This is a genomic window from Streptomyces sp. NPDC058464 (assembly GCF_042721035.1).
Lineage (GTDB): Bacteria > Actinomycetota > Actinomycetes > Streptomycetales > Streptomycetaceae > Streptomyces.
Genome location: NZ_JBHXMA010000122.1, coordinates 1 through 1,019, shown reverse-complemented (window position 1 = coordinate 1,019; position 1,019 = coordinate 1). Strand labels below are relative to the sequence as shown.

Here is a 1,019-nt window from a genome sequence, read left to right as displayed (position 1 = left end):
GCGGACAAGCACATGGAGGGGGTCCGCCTCACCCGCTGGCTGCTCTCGCCGGTGCCGACCTTCCTGCTGTGGCGCCGGATGAAGCTGTGGGAGCTCCGTTCCTACGACCAGGTGATCAAGCTGGAGCAGGAACGTCTCGTCTATCAGGCGCGGCTGCGGTCCCGGTTCGGGCGGGCGTGGCGCCGGAAGGCCCCGGTGGAGTCGCTGATGCCGCTGCGGCTGGCCCGGTACGGCGTCCCCCTGGCGGACACGGCCCCGGAGGGCCTGGCGGCGGCGGGCATCGAGGTCCCGGTGCTCCTGCCGGCCGCGTCGGGTGCCGTGGGCGTGGGCGGCCGTGGCGGCGCCGACGCGGTGCCTGCCGGCGAGCAGCGCCCGGAGCTGGCCCCCGGCCCCCAGAACGGGCAGCCGGAGATCCCGCAGCAGACGGTGCCGGCATCCGAGCCGGAGATCAATCCCTGGCTGCAGGCCAGGGACCCGCAGCAGATCGAGTACCAGGGCGGCTACGACCCGACGTACGACCCTCGGTACGCCGCCTGGCTGGCACAGCAGCAGTACCAGCAGTACCAGCAGGAGCAGTACCTGCAGGAGCAACAGCAGTACCAGCAGGAACAGTTCTCGCAGGAGCGGTTCGCGCAGGACCAGCAGCCCCTGCCCGAGGAATCCCCCGCGGAGACCACCGGCAGCTTCCCCATCCCGTCCGGTCCGGGCCGCACCCGTGAGCTGGGCGAGGGCGGCGGTCCCCCGGAGCCCCCGGCGCCGTCGGAGGAGGACTACTACCTGGTCTTCCGTGAGTCGATAAAGAGCGGCAACGGAGCACCCACCCCGCGCGGGTTCATCGCCGATGTCGAGGCGACCTACGGCGTCGCCCTCGACGAGGCCGAGTCCAAGCGCATGGTGACCCGCTTCTCGAACCGTCTCAACGCGGAGCTGGCGGACGAGCACATCGCCTGACGGGTACGGAGTCCGACAGGCGCGAAGCCCCGACAGACACGGAGAAGGGGCCCTCTGGTTTCCAGAGG

The 1,019-nt window shown here is 71.4% G+C and carries 1 protein-coding gene; it reads left to right on the top strand.

Going from position 1 to position 1,019, the window contains the following annotated elements:
* A partial coding sequence (locus ACFWPQ_RS51950; protein ID WP_384052203.1) for a DUF2637 domain-containing protein occupies positions 1 to 951 on the top strand: 951 nt, incomplete at its 5' end.
* Positions 952 to 1,019 lie beyond the last annotated feature (68 nt).